Genomic DNA, 18,451 nt, shown 5'->3' on the forward strand with positions numbered 1-18,451 from the left:
CGGCGCATTCCCGGAGGCGCAGGGTTAACCCAGCGTCTCTTTTTTCGCGAAAATTGCCTTAGGCGACCAAAGCGCCCTTTCTGACTGAGCATTATTTATTTTGCTTATTATCAATGTGTTCTATGCTTTTCTCTGACAGAATTGCAAAAAAACAGTTCTAATTTTCGACGATTCACAAGCTGTTAACTGCCTGTCCCGTAAACCAGTTCTGCAACAAGGCGGAGCAACGGATGACCGAAGAGCAGCTTTCTTCCAATCACCCCCCACTCCCACCCACCACGGAAGAGGACCGGTTCTCGTGGCTTCGTCTGTTGCGTTCTCGCAAGGTCGGTCCGGCGACATTTCGTCGGCTGCTTCGCGAACATGGCTCAGCGCAGAACGCGCTGGCCGCGCTGCCTGAAATGGCACGCGCCGCCGGTATAAAAGGGTATGAAACCTGCCCCCCCGGCGTGATCGAGGCGGAACTCAGGGCCGCAAAAGCCGCTAAAGCGCGGCTTTTGTGCCTTGGGTCCGCTGATTTCCCCGCGGCCCTGGCTGGACTCAGCGAAGCCCCGCCGCTGCTTTGGGCGATCGGAGACGTTTCGCTGCTGCAAAAGCCAACGATTGCGATGGTCGGCGCGCGAAACTGTTCCTCGCTCGGCGCGCGGATGGCACGTGGCCTGGCCACCGAACTGGGCAGCAAGGGGCACGTAATCGTCTCTGGCCTGGCGCGTGGCATCGATACAGCCGCACATATGGCCGCGCTGGAGACCGGCACCGTGGCAGTCATGGCCGGTGGCGTTGATGTGATCTATCCCGCCGAAAACACGGAACTGGCCCATGACATCGCGTCCCGCGGCTTGCGGATTTCGGAACAACCGATGGGCGTAACACCCCAGGCCCGGCACTTTCCACGCCGAAATCGGATCATTTCGGGGCTTGCGCAGGCGGTTGTCGTCGTCGAGGCAGCCGCCAAGTCCGGCAGTCTGATCACGGCACGGGACGCACTGGATCAGGGGCGCGAGGTTCTGGCCGTTCCCGGCCATCCGTTCGACGCGCGGGCCGCCGGTTGCAATCTGTTGATTCGTGACGGCGCCACACTTGTCCGATCTGCTGAAGACGTTATTGAAGCCTTGCCGAGGCAGGACGACCTGATTTGCCGGCCAATCGAACCGCCCTCGGAACCAATCGTGCGTCCTGCAAGAGACCTGCACGAGCAAATCATCGCGCGGCTTGGCCCCTCGCCCATCGCCGAAGATCAATTGCTGCGGGATATCGCGGCCTCGGCCGGTGAGCTTGGACCGGCGCTGATCGACCTTGAACTTGATGGGCGAATCCAGCGTCAGCCCGGAGGTCTGTTGTCGCTGGCAAGTTGATCGTACCCTCGTTCCGGCGTGCCCGGTTTCTGAAGATTTGTGATAGCGCACTGAAATCACGGCGCTTTTCCACCGACGAAAGGAACGCATTGACAATTCCCGCTTGCCCCACACATTTTGCACCACCATAGAAGGCGCCAAATTCGTCGAGCGAGGTTTCCCCTTAAATGCCCGTAGTTGTTGTAGAATCTCCGGCCAAAGCAAAAACAATCAATAAATACCTGGGCCCCGACTACACGGTTCTGGCCTCTTACGGCCATGTGCGGGACCTGCCGCCAAAGGATGGATCGGTCGATCCTGAACATGACTTCTCGATGAAATGGGAGGTCGGGAACGACAGCCGCAAGCATGTCAAGGCCATTGCCGACGCGTTGAAAGAAGACAATGCGCTGATCCTCGCCACTGACCCCGACCGCGAGGGCGAGGCAATCAGCTGGCACCTACAGGAGGCGTTGACCAAACGCCGCTCGATCAAGAAGGATACGCCCGTCAGCCGCGTCACATTCAACGCCATCACCAAGGACGCCGTGACCGAGGCGATGCAGAACCCGCGTCAGGTCGATATGCCGTTGGTCGAGGCCTATCTGGCCCGCCGCGCGCTGGATTATCTGGTGGGGTTCAACCTGTCTCCGGTTTTGTGGCGCAAACTGCCGGGTGCGAAATCGGCGGGTCGCGTGCAATCCGTCTGTCTGCGCCTGATCGTCGAGCGCGAGATGGAAATCGAGGCATTCAAGCCGGTGGAATACTGGTCGGTTCGGGCGCTGTTCGAGACACCGCGCGGGCAGACCTATGAGGCGCGTCTGGTCACGCTGGCCGGCAAGAAGCTGGACAAGCACGATCTGGCCAATGCGACACAGGCCGAGCTGGCGGTTCAGGCGATCACCAGCCGCGCGCTGAGCGTGACATCGGTCGAGGCCAAACCCGCCGCACGTAACCCAAGCGCTCCGTTCATGACCTCGACCCTGCAACAGGAGGCCAGCCGCAAATTCGGCATGGGCGCGCGCCATGCAATGCAGGTGGCGCAGCGGCTTTATGAAGCCGGATACATTACTTATATGCGGACCGACGGGATCGATATGGCGCCTGAGGCCGTGGCCGCGACCCGCGACGCCATCGCGGATCGCTACGGTGCAGAATATGTGCCGGACAGCCCGCGCATCTACAAGAACAAGGCCAAGAACGCGCAGGAAGCCCACGAGTGTATCCGACCGACGGATATGTCGCGCGACGCCAAGGCGCTGAAAGTGACAGACGAGGATCAGCGCAAGCTTTATGACCTGATCTGGAAACGCACCATCGCCTGTCAGATGGCTGCCGCACGTCTGGAGCGCACCACCGTCGAGATCGGCAGCGACGACGGTCAGGTCGGCCTTCGCGCCACGGGCCAGGTGGTAATGTTCGATGGGTTCATGCGGGTATACGAAGAAGGCCGGGATGACGTCGCGGACGAGGATGAAAAGCGCCTGCCACAGATCACGCAGGGCGATCCGGCCCGTTTTGCCAAAGCCTCTCTGAAGGATCAGTTTGCCAAGGCGACCAGCGACAGCGGTGACAAGATCGCGAAAGAAGCAATCCTGTCCGAGAACGAATCCGTTCTGGCCCTTCAACACCATACCCAACCGCCCCCGCGCTATACCGAGGCCACTTTGGTCAAACGGATGGAAGAGCTGGGGATCGGGCGCCCATCTACCTATGCCTCGATCGTAACGACGATCCAGGATCGGGAATATGTCCGCAAGGACAAGAACAGGCTAATCCCCGAGGAAAAGGGCCGGATCGTCACCATCTTCCTGCTGAACTTCTTCCGCCAGTATGTTGGCTACGAGTTCACCGCGAATCTGGAAGAGCAACTGGATGACGTCAGCGCCGGGGAGCGCGACTACAAGGATCTGCTGGGCAAGTTTTGGCGTGATTTTTCAGCCGCGATTGGCGAGACCTCCGAGCTCCGGATTTCGGAAGTGTTGGATAAGCTAGACGAAGCTCTGGCTCCGCAGCTGTACCCGCCGCGCGAGGATGGGTCCGATCCGCGTATCTGCCCGAAATGCGGCACCGGTCAGTTGCACCTGAAGACCTCTCGTACGGGTGGGTTCGTCGGATGCGGGAACTATCCGGAATGTACCTATACGCGCCCGATTGCCGGTGAAGGCGCGGAAGGTGACGAAAGGCTGCTGGGCGAAGATGGCGGGGATGAGATCTGGCTGAAGTCCGGCCGGTTCGGCCCTTACGTTCAGCGGGGCGAACCCACGCCCGAGAACAAAAAGCCCCCGCGCGCATCCCTTCCGCGCGGGTGGAGCAAGGATGACATGGATCTGGAAAAGGCGCTGACGCTTCTGTCCCTGCCCCGTCAGATCGGCGAACACCCCGAAGGCGGCATAATCAGCGCGAATTTCGGGCGGTTCGGCCCCTACCTGATGCATCAGCTGCCGGAGGAGGCAAAGCCGGTCTACGCCAATCTGAAAGACCCCAGTGACGTGTTCGAGATCGGCATGAACCGCGCCGTTGAATTGCTGGCCGAAAAACGGGCAAACCCCGGTCGTGGACGGCGGGCCGCGGCGAAACCTCTGAAGGAGTTGGGTGAGCATCCCGATGGCGGCGCGATGCAGGTTCTGGACGGGCGCTATGGGCCTTATGTGAAATGGGAAAAGATCAACGCGACGATCCCCAAGGACATCAAACCCGAGGACGTAACGCAGGAAATGGCCATCGAGCTTGTCAACGAGCGCGCTGCCAAAAAAGGCACCAAGAAGAAGGCCACGTCTAAAAAGAAAGCAACCGCCAAGAAAGCAACAACCTAGTCTGACAGGTGGTCGGGGTTGAAAAAGCCCCCCACAATCGCCGTTTCGGCATTGCGGGGGGCTGTCAGCGAATTACCTGGGCTGAGGGCCGCACCGCACTTCGAGCGTCGTCTGCCAGTCTTCCGAGCTGCTTGAGCTAGGATAGTAGCCGGGTGCGCTGCCTGAGTTCTGGGCAGCAGCCGTCAGGACATCGATGATCAGGGCTGCATTCTTGTCCACCCCCTGATAGCCGGTATCGCTGGCCAGAACGAAGGCCTCTTTGCCCTGCTGTGCGCACCGTGCGTTGGCGGTTGAAATTGCAGATTCAAGTGAAGACTTCTCAGAATATCCAGTACCAACAACTTTGATCTTGTTACCATCGAGCTGAAGTACCGCCGCCTGATCAGGCTCACAGGCTGACAAAGCCAAAAGCGCAGCAGCTGCGGTTGCTCAGACCCAAATTCGTTTCATGTTTTCAACCTCCTATAAAAGTGCGGCGAACATGCAGAGCCACCCGATCAATTGCAACGGCCTTTTCCATTGGTAGAAATACGACCCAGCCTCCGGTTTCATTGACTTCCCTGTGACGCGACGGCACAACCAGCCCATCACCATGTCATTGGGGGAGTTTTCCATGAAGAAAGTCTATGCCAATGCCACCGAGGCGCTCGATGGGCTGCTGTCGGATGGCATGCTGATTGCCGCAGGCGGGTTTGGCCTGTGCGGCATTCCGGAATTGTTGCTTGAGGCCATCCGGGATTCGGGCGTCAAAGACCTGAGCTTTGCGTCGAACAATGCCGGTGTGGACGATTTCGGAATCGGCATCCTGTTGCAGACCAAGCAGGTCAAGAAGATGATCAGCTCGTATGTCGGTGAAAACGCCGAGTTCATGCGCCAGTATCTGAGCGGTGAGCTGGAGCTGGAATTCAACCCCCAGGGAACACTGGCCGAACGGATGCGCGCCGGTGGGGCGGGCATCCCGGGCTTCTACACCAAGACCGGCGTCGGCACCGTGATAGCCGAAGGGAAAGAGCACAAGGACTTCAACGGCGAGACCTACATTCTGGAAGAAGGCATTTTTGCCGATCTGGCCATCGTCAAAGCCTGGAAGGCTGACGACACCGGCAATCTGGTTTTCCGCAAGACCGCCCGTAATTTCAACGTTCCTGCCGCGACCTGCGGCAAGATCTGCGTGGCCGAAGTGGAAGAGATCGTTCCGCGTGGTTCGCTGGACCCCGACTGCATCCACCTGCCCGGTATCTATGTGCATCGCATCATTCAGGGCGAACACGAAAAGCGCATCGAACAGCGCACCACCCGCAAGAAGGAGGAAGCATAATGCCCTGGGACCGCAATCAGATGGCCGCACGCGCGGCAGAGGAACTGGAAGACGGCATGTATGTGAACCTGGGTATCGGGATCCCGACGCTGGTGGCAAACTATGTGGGTGACAAGGACATCACGCTGCAATCGGAAAACGGCATGCTGGGCATGGGCCCCTTCCCCTTCGAGGGCGAAGAAGACCCGGACCTTATCAATGCAGGCAAGCAGACGATCACCGAACTGTCCCGCACGGCCTATTTCGACAGTGCCACGTCCTTCGCCATGATCCGCGGCGGCAAGATCGCAGCGGCGATTCTGGGCGCCATGGAAGTGGATGAAAAAGGCGATCTGGCAAACTGGATGATCCCCGGCAAGCTGGTGAAAGGCATGGGCGGCGCGATGGACCTGGTTGCAGGCGTCGGCCGGGTGATTGTCGTGATGGATCACACCAACAAGCACGGCGACAGCAAGGTCCTGAAGGAATGCACCCTGCCACTGACCGGAAAGGGCGTCGTGGATCGCATTATCACCAATCTTGGTGTGCTGGATGTGGTTGAAGGCGGTCTGAAAATCGTCGAACTGGCGGAAGGTGTCAGCGAAGATGAGCTGCGCGCCGCAACGGAAGCGACAATCGTTTCCTGATCAAATGGAAAGGCCCGCCGGATCACGGCGGGCCTTGTTAGTTGGAAGTCTGAAAAACACAGCCATCGGAAATCAGGTCTGGCGGCGTTGCGCACAAAGCCCGCGCGATCTGAAACGCGGCGAGGACTTTTGGCACGTAGTCCCGGGTTTCAGCATAGGGTGGCACACCGCTGTGTTTGCGTACGGCCCCCTCTCCTGCGTTGTATCCAGCCAATACAAGTATTGGATCATTCCCGAACTCTTCCATCAGCCAGTTGAGGTATTTTACACCGCCCGCAATGTTCTCAGAGGGCTTAAGGCTGTCCTTTACCCCGAATCTGGCCGCTGTCGCGGGCATTAACTGCATAAGCCCCTGCGCGCCTGCGGAACTGACCGCGTCTGTACGCCCGGCCGATTCCACCGAGATGACCGCAAGCACCAGCGCAGGTGAAACATTGGTTCCCACAGTGGAACGAAGGATATCGATCCCGCGTTCCTTTGCGATATCTTGCAGCGATTGCAGTCGCGGTGATCTCACGTTGGTTGCGGCCAGGGCGCTGATCGCCGCGTCAAGCCGCCCGGCCCCACCTTCATCAATGTGCGGTGAAATCAAGTTCCAGAAAGCCTTGTACGATCCTTTGGGATCTCGTTTGACTTCCGCACCGGGCGCCGGCAGCGGAGCGACTTTGGTACGCGCGATGATTTCCGGCACCACCAGTTCAGTGCCCGTGCTGGGCGCTGAAGGGTTGGCTGCATGTTCTTCCGGAGTGATCTGCACGGTCACACGCGGACGTTCACCGGGTTTTGGGACTTTGACGCGCTTGTATACGCCGCGCGGCTCTGTCTCGGTCGCATTTACGGATGCAGTACCCGATATCAGAAACGCCAGCACACCGGCGCATTGAAGTGCGTTCCGGAGATTCATTTGCCTGCCTCATGTTTTCTTTTTAGGCGATTTGAACCCCGAATCTTCCCGCAAGGCCAGAAAAACAAAGCGAAATGGGGCAGTTTCGCCTCATTTGGCGCAATTTTGCATCGCTATAGGGCCTTTGCTTCAATCGTTGTGATTTTTTTATCTTTTATTTTCAATATGTTATAAAAACTATAACCAAAAAGTTAAGCCGTACGAAAAAAAATCTGTGTTTGGCCCAATTCCTGCCACGCACAACAGGCAAACATTAATCCATACCGAGACGGACATGAGCGGCCTGAGAGAGAAAGCTCTGAAGAACGCCGAGGTTTGTTAAACTCTTTTTGATCCTTTAGGAGGGACGTAACATGATCAAGTTCATCAAGAACTTCCGCAAAGACGAAGACGGCGCAGTAACAGTTGACTGGGTTGTTCTGACCGCTGCAGTCATCGGCCTGGCCGCCGTTGCATACCAGCAGATCTCGGCTGGCGCGACCGGCCTGGCAACAGACGTGAACACCGCTCTGCAAGCATCGTCGATCAGCACCGGCAGCAACACCGCAACAGGTGGTATCACAGCTGCAGGCACCAACTAAGCCTCTGGTTTAGCAAGATTTCGAGACCGCGCCTTCAGGCGCGGTCTTTTTTGTTTCAGAAGTACCGGTACTTCTGAGGCAAAAATACAGGCTAATAGACATGACGCCGCCCGACACATCACGAGTGCCACCGAATTAGTCACGCCCTTTTCAGGTCTCACCGCAATAAGGAACACGAGAAAAAGTGCTGAATCTTAGATATCTTCACCAAAATCAACTTTTGGCCTGATTTCCGCCATCCGAACGAACCACTGTTGGGCGACGTTACGGGAAACACTGAATTGTCGTATTGGAGATATGTAGATGCTAAAGTTCCTTAATCGGTTCAAATCGGACGAAGCAGGAGCGGTGACTGTTGACTGGGTGGTTTTGACCGCAGTATTGATCGGTCTGTCAGGCGCGACCTACCTCGTCATCAGCTCAAGTGTTGATGGTATCGGCGGTAACATCAACCAAGCCATGAGTTCCTCTGTTGTCAGCACCGGCTCGAACACCGGGCCTGGCGGTCTCGTCACAGCGGGAACCAACTGAACCACAGCGAGTTTTCACATTCACCCACTTTCCTGAGCTTGTTGGTGAACGTGTAGGGCAAATAAACGCGGCGGCCTTTTTGGGGCGCGGCGTTTGTTTCGTTGTTCTTCGTCTGGCCTGCCGTAAGGAAATGACAGCAGTCGTTTTGCGGAATTGTGCGAAAGCTGACGCAGAATCTAACAAGCAGACATTTTTGTCCCACATTTCGACACAATTTACATTTAACACTTGGGCTGTTTCAAAGTGGCCCTTTGGCCGCTTAGTATCCGACTAAATAAGAAAGAGGTGCATGTATGCGAGCGGTATTCGGACTTGTCCTGATTGTCGGCGTTGCTCTGGCTGGGGGCGCCGTTTACATGGCGCGCAACTATATTGCGGCTTACCAAAGCGAACTGGCACGGCAGAAACAAGCGGCAGAAGAAGCGCTGGCCAATGCCAAAGTCGATGTGATCCCGACGGTAACTGTTTACGTTTCAAATCGTCCTCTGAAATACGGTGAACGCCTGACGCAAGAAGACATTCGCGCTGTAGACTGGCCGGAAAACGCGATTCCCGAAGGTACGTTCTCTGATCTCACTGCCCTGTTTCCCGAAAGTGGCGCCAATGAGCGTTATATTCTGAGAACCATGGAAAAAGACGAGGCGATTATGGAGGTCAAAATCACGCGTCCAGGCGAATCGGCTGGCCTAACATCTCGACTTGAAAAAGGTATGCGCGCCTTTGCAATCAGCGTCGACGTGGCCTCTGGTGTTTCAGGCTTCCTGCGCCCCGGCGACAATGTCGACATCTACTGGACCGGATCAAGCGGCACCGTCGAGGGCAACACCGGCGGCATCACCAAGCTGATCGAAACCAATGTTCAACTCATCGCGGTCGACCAGACCGCTGGTTCGGACGTCGCAAGCGCAACGATTGCACGCACAGTCACGGTCGCAGCCACGCCGGAACAGGTCGCAGCACTCGCGCAGGCCCAGAACACCGGGCGTCTTTCCCTAGCTTTGGTTGGGGTGCAGGATGACTCTGTTGCGTCGGCAATCGAGGTGGATCAGCGCAAACTGCTTGGAATAACGGCAGCCGCTCCGGAACCGAAGGAAGAGGTTGAACAGGTCTGCACGACGCGCATCAGACGCGGTGGCGAGATTGTCAACGTGCCTATCCCCTGTACAAATTGACGCCAATTCAGAGTGTTACAAGATCGGAGCCGCATCTCAGATGCGGCTCTTTTCTTGTTGTTGTTGCCAATTCTCCACATAAGGAAAATTCCAGAAACCATTGATTATTGCAATAAATTCGGATTTCGCGCAGTCTCTTTGCACATAGGGCATAAGACCCAAAAAACGAGGCGTGATCGGAGAGGCAGGTCACATGACAATACGTTCCTGGATCAGCGCAACCCTGCTGGGGTTGTCGCTTTTTATGGGCCCGGTCGGCGATGCCGCCTGGGCTGAATCCCTTCGCGTGGTAAAAAAGGGCACAGTGGAAACGCTGGAAGTTCCGATGAACCGCGCGATTGTTGTGGAAAGCGAACAACCTTTCGCAGAGCTCAGCATTGCCAATGCCGGCATTGCAGACATCTCATCGTTGTCCGAGCGCACGATCTATGTTCTGGGCAAGGCCCCGGGCCTGACCACGCTGACACTGTTTGACGGCGCAGGCAATCTTTTGGCCAATGTCCGCGTCCGGGTCGCACCAGATGTTACGGAATTCAAGGAACGTCTGCGTCAAATCCTGCCAAATGAACCCATCGAGGTTCGCACAGCGAATGATGGCATTGTTTTGTCCGGTACGATCTCCAGCTCGGCCAAACTGGCCCGCGCACTTGAATTGGCTGAACGGTACGCGCCCGAACGTGTATCGAACCTGATGTCTGTGGGTGGCGTCCAGCAGGTCATGCTGAAAGTTCGCTTTGCCGAGATGAACCGCTCGGTCGCTAAAGAGCTTTCTTCAACGCTTTCAGTTACGGGCACTGATTTTGTCGGTGGTTTCAATCCGCAGAACCTTGTTCCCCCTGTCACAGTGGAAAATGGTGTCTTGTTGTTTGGCTTCGGGGTCGGATCGGCACAAGTCAACTTACTTCTGCAAGCCCTCGAGTCGAAGGGCCTTGTTCGCAACCTTGCCGAACCGAACCTTTCAGCCCTGTCCGGTCAGGAAGCAACGTTTCTGGCTGGTGGTGAAGTTCCGATTCCGGTGCCGCAAGACGACGGTGTCGTGGCAATCGAGTACAAACCCTTCGGTGTGAATATGAACTTCATTCCTCGGGTTGTGGACGGCGACCTGATCAATCTGGAAATGGGCACCTCGGTTTCGAGCATCGACACCAGCACCAACTTCACGATCAATGGAGACACCGTTCCCAGCTTTATCGTGCGGGAAGCCAAGACCACAATAGAACTGCGCGACGGGGAAAGCTTTGCCATCGCCGGACTGCTTCAGGACAACTTTGTGGACCAAGTCAACCAAGTGCCGTGGCTGGGAGATGTGCCGGTTCTGGGGTCCTTGTTCCGCAGCGCTGATTACCAGCGTGAACAAAGTGAACTTGTCATCATCATCACGGCGCATCTAGTTTCACCGACTCGAGGCGAAACTCTTGCGCTTCCAACCGATCGGGTCAAACCGCCCAGCGAATTCGACCTGTTCGTGAACGGTCGGGTGGCGCGCACACAGCGCGCGGGCGCCGGCGGAGCGTCTGAGGTTGCCAAACAGAGCTTCGGCAGCTCGTACGGCTACGTCCTAGATTGATCAGGAGGATAGGACCAATGCAGAAGTGGATCATCACACTGGGTCTTACGGTCGCCGTTGCCGCATGTACGCGCGAGGTCGGATACGAGATCGATGCCGGAACCTTTGGAAACGCGACATTGAACAATATCCAGGTTCAAAACGGCGAGTTGACCTATGCTCAGATTCTCGGTCGCAGATTTGCCGCGGATGTGCCCAGCCAAGTGAACTTTGCCTTCAACAGTTCGCAACTGGACGCATCAGCGCAAAGCATACTGTTGCAGCAGGCTGACTGGATCAAACAGTTCCCCGAAGCCAGGTTCCGGGTTTACGGACATACAGATGCCGTTGGGTCGACCAGCTACAACAAAAGCCTTGGGCTACGCCGCGCACAGGCCGTCGTTGCGTTCCTTGAACGGCAAGGCATCTCGCGTTCACGACTTGAAGCCGTTGTATCCTTTGGGAAAACGCAGCCGTTGATCGCGACACCGAATCGGGATCGCCGCAACCGCCGGACGGTAACGGAAGTTTCTGGCTTTGTTGACCGTCACCCGCAACTGCTCGACGGTAAATACGCGAACATTATCTATCGCGAATACGTTGAAAGTGCGACGTGGAAGACCGTGATTGAGAATGTATCATCAACAGATACGGCCAACTAGTGCCGCCGGAAGCGGTGGATAATACGTTTGAAATGGGCGACATCGTCGCCCATTTCCCTACAATTGGTTCTTTTGCGCCCAATTCTCGCCCAACTTCAAAGCAACATTGTGAACAATAGGGTGACCTGCGGCCAAATTTGACCGTATTGGGGCGACAGCACATCAATCTGGCGGATTTCGTTCATATGACATGCTGAGCCCTCACGACGAGGATAGTGTTTATGACCAGCGCGACGCCGCAAGACGACAATACTGCAATCTTGGCCTGCACCATCAGTCGGGATGTTCAGAATTTCGACCTTCTGATCGAAGACATGGAAGCCATCTTGGGCGAACGCTGGGGAGATCTGGGATTTGCAGAAGCGTTGGCCTTTTTCAGCCAACCCGAAGCTGAAACGCTGGAATTCGTAGCACTGGCGATCGACGGAGAAGACGAAGACAACCTTTCTCTGCTAGGTGAGATAATCACTCAAGCCAATGAAAAGAAAGTAAAAGTTGTTCTGATCGCCGAGGATGTTACCCCGGCATCCCTGCACCAACTGCTGCGCAAGGGTGCTGACGAGTTCGTGCCCTATCCTCTTCCCGAAGGCGAATTGCAGGAAGCCATCGAGCGAATGAAGCAGCCCGACCCGGTTGCCGTTGCGCAAGCAGCCGCCGTTCCTTTGGCCGGCGGCGCGTCCAAGGAAGGCGCACTGTTTGTCGTTCAGGGCCTGGCAGGTGGCGTCGGCGCAACGACACTGGCCGTAAACCTGGCCTGGGAACTAGCCTGTGCCTCGGACAAAGACGCGCCGACTGTGTGTCTGATCGATCTGGACCTGCAATACGGGACTGTTTCCACCTATCTGGATCTGCCGCGACGAGAGACCGTGTTTGAAATGCTGTCGGATACCGATGCGATGGACAGCGAAGTATTCTCGCAAGCCCTTCAAACATATGAAGAAAAGCTTCAGGTTTTGACCGCACCCTCCGACATGGTGCCACTGGACTTGATCACCCCGGAAGACATTCAGCGCGTGATCGACATGGCGCGCGCGCATTTCGACTATGTCATTGTCGACATGCCAAAAACGCTGGTCCTGTGGTCGGAAACAGTTTTGCAGGCCGCCCATGTGTATTTCGCCCTGATCGAGCTGGACATGCGGTCCGCCCAGAATGCCCTGCGCCTGAAACGTGCATTGCAGGCAGAGGAGCTACCATTCAACAAGCTGCGTTTTGCGTTGAACCGCGCGCCGAAATTTACCGATCTGAACGGGAAAAGCCGCGTGAAACGCATGGGGGAAAGCCTTGGAATCTCCATCGACCTTCTGCTGCCTGATGGTGGCAAACCGGTCATGCAAAGTGGGGATCATGGTCTGCCTCTGGCAAATGCGGCCGCCAAGAACCCTTTGCGCCGCGAAATCGCAAAGCTGGCGAAGTCGCTCCACAGCCTCGGCAGCAGTGCCGAAGAAGCTGCGTAAACATCATCCCAAGGGGGGATAAGCCGTGTTTTCAAGATACAAAAAGCAACCCGCAGCGCAGCCCGTCAAAACGCCGGCACAACCGGCTGAAACAGCGGCGTCTTCTGCACAGGCGACACCTGTCGCGACTGCGGTGGCACGCAAACCCGTGAAAAAGATTGCAGGTGAGGTCACAAGTTCAGACAAAGACCGCAAACGCAAGGAGCGGTTGGGTGAGATCAAGATCGAACTGCACCGCGAACTGCTGGAGAACCTGAACCTGGCCGCGCTGGAAAACGCCGGCGAAGCCGAGTTGCGCGCTGAAATCAGTGCTATCGCCAGTGAAGTTCTGGAAACACGGAACATTGTTCTGAACCGCGAAGACCGGTCCCAACTGAACAAGGAACTGTATGACGAGGTGACGGGCCTTGGCCCGCTCGAGGCGCTGCTTCAGGACGATTCGGTCAACGATATTCTGGTGAATGGTCCACAACAGATTTTTGTGGAACGTTCCGGCAAGCTGGAACTCAGCGACATTACCTTTAAAGATGAAAAGCACCTGATGCGGATCATCGACAAGATCGTGTCCGCCGTGGGCCGCCGCGTCGATGAATCCAACCCGTATGTTGACGCCCGTCTGGCCGATGGATCGCGTTTCAATGCCATGGTGCCTCCGATCGCGGTGGACGGATCGCTTGTTTCCATTCGTAAATTCAAGAAAGACAAGCTGGGTATTGACGACCTGGTCAATTTCGGTGCGTTCACCGAAGAAATGGCCGCCTATTTGCAGGCCGCCGTATCCACGCGACTGAATATCATCGTTTCCGGGGGTACGGGTTCGGGTAAAACAACCACGCTCAACGCCTTGTCCAGCTTCATCGACGATGCCGAGCGGATCCTGACCATCGAGGACACGGCTGAACTTCAACTGCAACAGACGCATGTGGGTCGGATGGAAAGCCGCCCGCCCAACGTGGAAGGCAAAGGTGAAGTCAGCCCGCGCGACTGTCTGAAGAACGCCCTGCGTATGCGTCCTGACCGTATCATCGTGGGTGAGACACGCGGCGCCGAGGTCATCGACATGTTGCAGGCCATGAACACCGGTCACGACGGATCAATGACCACGATTCACGCCAACTCGGCCCGTGACGGCATTTCACGTCTGGAAAACATGATCGCGATGGCCGGGATCGAAATGCCGATCAAGGCGGTCCGCAGTCAGATCGCCTCGGCTGTGAACCTGATCGTGCAGGCCAGCCGCCTACAGGACGGTTCGCGCCGGATGACCTCGATCACCGAGATCACCGGGATGGAAGGGGACGTGATTTCCATGCAGGAAATCTTTCGTTTTCAACGCGTTGGCCTGACACCAGACAACAAGATCATCGGGCATTTCACCGCCACTGGCGTCCGGAGCCACTATTCGGAACGGTTCCGTCTATGGGGCTTTGACTTGCCAGCGTCCATCTACGACCCAACCACAATGTAGGAGAACCGGGTATGCAATTGCCTATGGAGGCGATCATTTATGTCGCCATCTTTGTGGGGGTCCTTGCCTTGGTCGAGGGCATCTATCTTGTCGCCTTCGGCAAGTCCATTAGCCTGAACAGCCGCGTCAACCGGCGCCTGGATATGCTGGAAAAGGGTGCCGGACGCGAACAGGTGCTGGAGCAGCTGCGCAAAGAGATGCAGCAGCATATGAAATCGCAGAGCATTCCTCTGTATTCACTTCTTGCTGACAAGGCGCAAAAGGCTGCAATCGCGTTCTCTCCACGTCAATTGATCATGATCATGGGTCTGGTATCAGCCATGGCCTTTGTCGGTTTGAGCATTGGCACCGCTACGGACACGGCACTTCGTATCGTTGTTTCCATCGCGATCGGCATCGGCGGCGTTTACGCCTGGGTAAACCACAAGGCCAAGAAACGCATGGGAATGATCGAAGAACAACTGCCCGATGCGGTTGAGCTGATGGTACGATCTCTGCGTGTTGGCAATCCATTTGTGTCGACGATTCAGGTGGTTGCAAACGAAGTTCAGGATCCGCTGGGAACCGAATTTGGCGTTATCGCTGATGAATGTGCCTATGGTCGCGATGTGGGCGAGGCGCTGAAGGACATGGCTGAGCGTCTGGACATGCAGGATATGCGCTTTCTTGCCGTAGCGGTGGGTATTCAGCAGCAATCTGGCGGCAACCTGGCCGAAATTCTGGCCGGATTGGCAAAGGTGATCCGCGCCCGTTTTCGCCTGTTCCGTCGGGTGAAGGCGATCACGGCCGAGGCGCAATGGTCCGGCAAGTTCCTGTCCGGGTTCCCTGTTGCCTGTCTGATTTTTATTCTGGTCAAGGACCCAGGCTATTACGACGACGTGTTGGATCACCCCTGGTTTATTCCCGCGTGTTTTGTTGTCGCGATCCTGCTGACATTGAACCTGATCGTCATGAAAATCATCACCAACATCAAGGTCTGAGGGCAGCACCATGGAAATCCTGACCAGCATCAATGACCTGTTGACCCAGCACCTGGGTGAATTCGGACCGCTTATCGTTGTCGGCGTACTTGGCCTGCTTATGGTTCTGGTCGCTGTCACACTGATGATGAAGCAGCCGGAAGACCCCCTGAAGAAACTGCAAAGATCGAATGCGGCTCCTCCAAAGCAGAAAAAAGGGAAGAAAGAGCAGCTTCGAAACTCGAGCCGAAACGAACAGCTTGAGAAGTTTGCAACTTTCCTCGAGCCCAAGAACGAGGAAGAATACTCGGCCGTCGAGCTGAAGCTGCGCCAGGCGGGCTACAGGTCGAAGGATTCGGTTCGGTTCTTCCACTTTGCGCAGTTTTCCTTGGGGATCCTTGGTATTTTCATTGGTGTTCTGCTGGTCACGGTTTTTTCCGGCGGCCAGGAATTTACCGGAACACAGATGATGATCCGGGTGCTTGTCCCCGGCGCGATCGGCTATTTCGCACCCAAATACTGGATCACGCGACGGGTCGAAGAGCGGAAGGAAGCGATCACCGCCGGTTTTCCCGATACGCTTGATCTGATGCTGGTCTGCGTCGAGGCCGGTCAATCGCTGGATCAGGCCATCGTTCGCGTGGCCAGTGAAATGAGCGCGTCTTATCCGGATATCGCGCAGGAATTCGAAACCGTCGCGTATGAAATGAAGGCCGGCAAGGACAAGGATACCGTCCTGCGCGACTTCGGCGTGCGCTGTGGCGTTCAGGACGTGAACTCTTTTGTCACCGTCATGATCCAATCGGCAACATTTGGTACATCAATCGCCGAGGCGTTGCGGGTTTACGCCGGTGAGATGCGCGACAAACGCGTGATGCGCGCCGAGGAGGCCGCGAACAAGTTGCCGACCAAGATGACTCTTGTCACAATGATGCTGACGGTTCCACCGCTGCTGATTATTCTGGTTGGCCCGTCGGCAAATGTTATTTCGAGTTTTGGACGCTAGGTCGGATAGAGCCATATGAAAGCTGAATTCAGGTGCTTCCCTTCCGGGTTTCGCCTAATGTTCCGGGCCACCATGGTTTTTGCCATGGTGGCTTCTTGTACAGAAGGCCTGTCACCCAACGGTTTGGATGCACCGGGAGTTGACACCAAAGGTCAGGCCGAGGACAGCATCGAGGTCGGAAACAGATTGATGGCCGCCGGAGAATACGAACTGGCGCTTCAAACCTTTACCCGGGCCGCGCTGGAACAGGGTATGACGCCCCAGGTCCTGACGTCTCTGGGTACCGCAAATGTGGGGCTACGCCGCTTGGGACAGGCCGAAAAACTTCTGCGCAGAGCCGTCGAAGACGACACGGACTGGCCGGTGGCCTGGAACAATCTGGGTGTCCTGCTGATGGAAAAACAGGAATACCCCGAGGCCGCGCAAGTGTTTCAGCGTGCCTATGCGCTGGACAATGGCGAAAGTGACGCAATCCGGGACAATCTGCGCTTAGCACTCGCAAAAATGGAAAATCCTGTTAATAATACCCCACAAGAACAACAAGAATACACACTGGAGCAGCTTGGCGACGGGCAATTCACGCTACGCAAGATCCAGTAATTGAGGCGAGAGCAGTAAAGGACGCAAAAAATGCGCCAGCAATTCTTGATTCCGAGTGTTGTTATCAGTGGTCTGATCCTTTCGGCCTGTGCAAAGGAAACCGAAGAGGAAAAGGTTGAACGAACGTTTCAGGAAGTGAACGTTATTGACGAAACAAACCTGAGCGATGTGCTTCTGAGCGCCGCAGATCCAAACGAAGCGGTGACCTATTTCCACGGCGCAGCGCTCAAGAACCCGGACCGGATCGATCTTCAGCGCGGACTGGCAATTTCTTTGGGCCGTGCCAAACGCACGACCGAGGCCGTGACCGCATGGAAGCGCGTCACAACGATGAAGGGCACGAACGCCGCGGACAAGGTTGAATACGCGGACGCATTGGTCCGAAACGGCGACTGGTCGCAGGCGAAAACCGTTCTGGATTCGGTTCCCCCAACCTTTGAAACCTTCAAACGGTATCGCCTCGAGGCAGTCGTTGCGGATTCCCGGAAAGAGTGGAAACGCGCGGATCATTTCTATGAAACCGCTGTCGGGCTGACGACACGTCCGGGCAGTGTGATGAACAACTGGGGATATTCCAAACTGACCCGCGGCGAATATGCCGAAGCGGAGCGGTTGTTTTCGGAAGCGATCCGTCAGGACAACTCGCTGTTTACTGCCAAGAACAACCTGGTTTTGGCCCGATCAGCGCAAGGCAACTATAGCCTGCCAGTCGTCCCGATGACTCAGGTCGAGCGGGCGCGTCTGCTCAACACGATGGGTATTTCGGCAGTCAAACAGGGCGATATAACCACCGCCAAGAACCTTTTCCGCGAAGCCATTTCAACCCACCCGCAGCATTTCGACGAGGCGGTCCGCTCGCTTCGGGCGCTTGAAGGGGCCTGACACATGCAAATACCCGCAGTGGCAGCGGCCTGGTTTCTGCCGTTTGTGCTGCCGATCTGTTTTTACGTGGCCTTCACGGATATGCGTGAGATGCGGATCAAGAACCATGCAGTCCTTGCGCTGACGCTGGTTTACATCGTGATAGGACTGATCGCCATCCCGCCCTGGTCTACAGGCAGTGTCGGCGGCAACCTAGGGCCGATCACCGTGTCTATGCCGGTCTATTTCTGGCAACTGCTGCATATCGTCGTGGTTTTGGTCATTGGTATCTTCCTGAACGCCGCGGGCACCATGGGCGCTGGCGATGCCAAGTTTCTGGCCGCCGCATCGGCGTTTGTCTGGCTGGGCGATCTGCGAATTATGCTTATGATCCTGACCGCCTGTATTCTGGCTTCCGTGGTCACTCATCGTTTGGCCAAGATCACAAGGCTGCGCACGATCGCGCCGCATTGGGAAAGCTGGAGCCGGGGCAAACAGTTTCCGATGGGTTTCGCCTTGGGCGGATCATTGGCGATGTACCTGATTCTGGGCACTGTTCTCGGATCGTAAACTATCATCAGCGCGCCTTGCCGCTGCCTTTGTCCCGCCA

The 18,451-nt window shown here is 56.4% G+C and carries 18 protein-coding genes; 16 read left to right on the top strand and 2 right to left on the bottom strand.

Annotated features, from left to right (window positions below; all coding sequences use genetic code 11):
- The first annotated feature begins 230 nt into the window (after window positions 1-230).
- Both dprA and topA read left to right on the top strand, forming a co-directional pair.
- Window positions 231-1,355, top strand: coding sequence for a DNA-processing protein DprA (gene dprA / locus ACR0LI_RS12560; protein WP_480718607.1), 1,125 nt, complete (start codon window positions 231-233; stop codon window positions 1,353-1,355).
- A gap of 167 nt (window positions 1,356-1,522) precedes the next feature.
- Window positions 1,523-4,150 carry a type I DNA topoisomerase gene (gene topA, locus ACR0LI_RS12565; RefSeq protein ID WP_480718608.1) on the top strand — a complete coding sequence of 876 codons (2,628 nt, stop codon included), beginning with the start codon at window positions 1,523-1,525 and terminating at the stop codon, window positions 4,148-4,150.
- 72 nt (window positions 4,151-4,222) lie between these two features.
- Here topA and ACR0LI_RS12570 read toward each other — a convergent pair whose 3' ends face one another.
- The gene (locus ACR0LI_RS12570) at window positions 4,223-4,558 is read right to left on the bottom strand and encodes a hypothetical protein (protein ID WP_480620789.1); all 336 of its coding nucleotides are present in this window, start codon (window positions 4,556-4,558) and stop codon (window positions 4,223-4,225) included.
- A 205-nt stretch (window positions 4,559-4,763) separates the two neighbouring features.
- Here ACR0LI_RS12570 and ACR0LI_RS12575 point away from each other — a divergent pair, with 205 nt between their 5' ends.
- A complete protein-coding gene (locus ACR0LI_RS12575) occupies window positions 4,764-5,468 on the top strand; it encodes a CoA transferase subunit A (protein ID WP_171724430.1) in 705 nt (234 codons plus the stop codon).
- Window positions 5,468-6,094: a CoA transferase subunit B gene (locus ACR0LI_RS12580; protein WP_152457252.1), complete on the top strand. Its 627-nt coding sequence runs from the start codon at window positions 5,468-5,470 to the stop codon at window positions 6,092-6,094. The genes ACR0LI_RS12575 and ACR0LI_RS12580 overlap by 1 nt, the downstream gene beginning before the upstream one ends.
- Before the next feature lie 37 nt (window positions 6,095-6,131).
- Here the strand turns inward: ACR0LI_RS12580 and ACR0LI_RS12585 are convergent, their stop codons facing one another.
- Window positions 6,132-6,998, bottom strand: coding sequence for a lytic transglycosylase domain-containing protein (locus ACR0LI_RS12585; RefSeq protein ID WP_171636865.1), 867 nt, complete (start codon window positions 6,996-6,998; stop codon window positions 6,132-6,134).
- 353 nt (window positions 6,999-7,351) lie between these two features.
- Here ACR0LI_RS12585 and ACR0LI_RS12590 point away from each other — a divergent pair, with 353 nt between their 5' ends.
- The 12 genes from ACR0LI_RS12590 to ACR0LI_RS12645 all read left to right on the top strand — a co-directional run bounded on the left by ACR0LI_RS12590 (window position 7,352) and on the right by ACR0LI_RS12645 (window position 18,411).
- On the top strand, window positions 7,352-7,579 hold the full coding sequence (locus ACR0LI_RS12590; protein ID WP_171724432.1) for a Flp family type IVb pilin: 228 nt from the start codon (window positions 7,352-7,354) through the stop codon (window positions 7,577-7,579).
- A gap of 303 nt (window positions 7,580-7,882) precedes the next feature.
- The gene (locus ACR0LI_RS12595; protein WP_171724433.1) at window positions 7,883-8,110 is read left to right on the top strand and encodes a hypothetical protein; all 228 of its coding nucleotides are present in this window, start codon (window positions 7,883-7,885) and stop codon (window positions 8,108-8,110) included.
- Between the two features lie 293 nt (window positions 8,111-8,403).
- Window positions 8,404-9,282 carry a Flp pilus assembly protein CpaB gene (gene cpaB, locus ACR0LI_RS12600; protein ID WP_480718609.1) on the top strand — a complete coding sequence of 293 codons (879 nt, stop codon included), beginning with the start codon at window positions 8,404-8,406 and terminating at the stop codon, window positions 9,280-9,282.
- A 193-nt stretch (window positions 9,283-9,475) separates the two neighbouring features.
- Window positions 9,476-10,849 (top strand): type II and III secretion system protein family protein, encoded by a 1,374-nt coding sequence (locus tag ACR0LI_RS12605; RefSeq protein ID WP_209834954.1) that lies wholly within the window; start codon window positions 9,476-9,478, stop codon window positions 10,847-10,849.
- Window positions 10,850-10,866: 17 nt separating this feature from the next.
- Window positions 10,867-11,490, top strand: coding sequence for an OmpA family protein (locus tag ACR0LI_RS12610; RefSeq protein ID WP_171636857.1), 624 nt, complete (start codon window positions 10,867-10,869; stop codon window positions 11,488-11,490).
- A gap of 221 nt (window positions 11,491-11,711) precedes the next feature.
- Window positions 11,712-12,947: a CpaE/TadZ family protein gene (locus ACR0LI_RS12615; protein WP_152457246.1), complete on the top strand. Its 1,236-nt coding sequence runs from the start codon at window positions 11,712-11,714 to the stop codon at window positions 12,945-12,947.
- A gap of 25 nt (window positions 12,948-12,972) precedes the next feature.
- Complete coding sequence (locus tag ACR0LI_RS12620) at window positions 12,973-14,415, top strand: TadA family conjugal transfer-associated ATPase (RefSeq protein ID WP_480491488.1); 1,443 nt, start codon at window positions 12,973-12,975, stop codon at window positions 14,413-14,415.
- Window positions 14,416-14,426: 11 nt separating this feature from the next.
- On the top strand, window positions 14,427-15,395 hold the full coding sequence (locus ACR0LI_RS12625) for a type II secretion system F family protein (protein ID WP_117869719.1): 969 nt from the start codon (window positions 14,427-14,429) through the stop codon (window positions 15,393-15,395).
- A 10-nt stretch (window positions 15,396-15,405) separates the two neighbouring features.
- On the top strand, window positions 15,406-16,380 hold the full coding sequence (locus ACR0LI_RS12630; protein WP_171636852.1) for a type II secretion system F family protein: 975 nt from the start codon (window positions 15,406-15,408) through the stop codon (window positions 16,378-16,380).
- Between the two features lie 57 nt (window positions 16,381-16,437).
- Window positions 16,438-16,980 (top strand): tetratricopeptide repeat protein, encoded by a 543-nt coding sequence (locus tag ACR0LI_RS12635; RefSeq protein ID WP_371732270.1) that lies wholly within the window; start codon window positions 16,438-16,440, stop codon window positions 16,978-16,980.
- Window positions 16,981-17,010: 30 nt separating this feature from the next.
- On the top strand, window positions 17,011-17,862 hold the full coding sequence (locus tag ACR0LI_RS12640) for a tetratricopeptide repeat protein (protein WP_171636850.1): 852 nt from the start codon (window positions 17,011-17,013) through the stop codon (window positions 17,860-17,862).
- Window positions 17,863-17,865: 3 nt separating this feature from the next.
- Entirely contained in the window at window positions 17,866-18,411 is a 546-nt protein-coding gene (locus tag ACR0LI_RS12645) for a prepilin peptidase (protein WP_171724435.1), read from the top strand.
- The last annotated feature ends 40 nt before the right edge of the window (window positions 18,412-18,451 follow it).

This window comes from Ruegeria sp. CL7, from assembly GCF_056536445.1.

Coding starts and splice junctions, on each gene's coding strand:
- ACR0LI_RS12645 (WP_171724435.1), top strand. CDS start 17,866: ATGCAAATACCCGCAGTGGCAGCGGCCTGGTTTCTGCCGTTTGTGCTG.
- ACR0LI_RS12615 (WP_152457246.1), top strand. CDS start 11,712: ATGACCAGCGCGACGCCGCAAGACGACAATACTGCAATCTTGGCCTGC.
- ACR0LI_RS12635 (WP_371732270.1), top strand. CDS start 16,438: ATGTTCCGGGCCACCATGGTTTTTGCCATGGTGGCTTCTTGTACAGAA.
- cpaB (WP_480718609.1), top strand. CDS start 8,404: ATGCGAGCGGTATTCGGACTTGTCCTGATTGTCGGCGTTGCTCTGGCT.
- ACR0LI_RS12585 (WP_171636865.1), bottom strand. CDS start 6,998: ATGAATCTCCGGAACGCACTTCAATGCGCCGGTGTGCTGGCGTTTCTG.
- ACR0LI_RS12625 (WP_117869719.1), top strand. CDS start 14,427: ATGCAATTGCCTATGGAGGCGATCATTTATGTCGCCATCTTTGTGGGG.
- ACR0LI_RS12595 (WP_171724433.1), top strand. CDS start 7,883: ATGCTAAAGTTCCTTAATCGGTTCAAATCGGACGAAGCAGGAGCGGTG.
- ACR0LI_RS12640 (WP_171636850.1), top strand. CDS start 17,011: ATGCGCCAGCAATTCTTGATTCCGAGTGTTGTTATCAGTGGTCTGATC.
- ACR0LI_RS12610 (WP_171636857.1), top strand. CDS start 10,867: ATGCAGAAGTGGATCATCACACTGGGTCTTACGGTCGCCGTTGCCGCA.
- ACR0LI_RS12590 (WP_171724432.1), top strand. CDS start 7,352: ATGATCAAGTTCATCAAGAACTTCCGCAAAGACGAAGACGGCGCAGTA.
- ACR0LI_RS12575 (WP_171724430.1), top strand. CDS start 4,764: ATGAAGAAAGTCTATGCCAATGCCACCGAGGCGCTCGATGGGCTGCTG.
- topA (WP_480718608.1), top strand. CDS start 1,523: ATGCCCGTAGTTGTTGTAGAATCTCCGGCCAAAGCAAAAACAATCAAT.
- dprA (WP_480718607.1), top strand. CDS start 231: ATGACCGAAGAGCAGCTTTCTTCCAATCACCCCCCACTCCCACCCACC.
- ACR0LI_RS12580 (WP_152457252.1), top strand. CDS start 5,468: ATGCCCTGGGACCGCAATCAGATGGCCGCACGCGCGGCAGAGGAACTG.
- ACR0LI_RS12630 (WP_171636852.1), top strand. CDS start 15,406: ATGGAAATCCTGACCAGCATCAATGACCTGTTGACCCAGCACCTGGGT.
- ACR0LI_RS12605 (WP_209834954.1), top strand. CDS start 9,476: ATGACAATACGTTCCTGGATCAGCGCAACCCTGCTGGGGTTGTCGCTT.